This window comes from Oceanospirillum linum (genome assembly GCF_001995095.2).
GTDB lineage: Bacteria > Pseudomonadota > Gammaproteobacteria > Pseudomonadales > Halomonadaceae > Oceanospirillum > Oceanospirillum linum.
On record NZ_MTSD02000184.1, the window covers coordinates 1 to 408 of the forward strand.

Consider the following 408-nt stretch of genomic DNA (forward strand, 5'->3'; position numbering starts at 1 on the left):
CCGCTACGGTATTCAGCAGCTCAAGCATCGCCTGCATGGCGGGCGTTTCCCCTAAAATACGCACTCCCGGCTCTTTATTGTGCTTAACCGCTTTTTTCAGTTGGCGGTTCTCCAGCACCAAACGCCGCTTATCTAAAGCACGGGCGATAGAATCCAGCAGGCGCTCGTTGATCGGCTTTTCAAAAAAGTCATAAGCCCCTTGGTGCATCGCCTCTACGGCTAAGGCCACATCGGCAAATCCGGTTAACAAAATCACGGGCAACTCGCTGTCAAAGGCTTGCACCTGTGCCAACAGCTCTAGCCCAGTCATATGTGGCATGTTGATATCGCTGATCACAATACCGGCAAAGTCGCGGTTTACATGACTCAAGGCGGTGAGCGCCGATTGGAACGTTTTCACTTGATAAC

1 protein-coding gene is annotated in these 408 nt (G+C 52.0%); it reads right to left on the reverse strand.

The genetic code is table 11. The annotated features are described in order from the left end of the window. On the reverse strand, positions 1-370 hold a 370-nt coding region (locus BTA35_RS17235; protein WP_238377641.1), incomplete at its 3' end, for a response regulator. Positions 371-408: the final 38 nt, after the last annotated feature.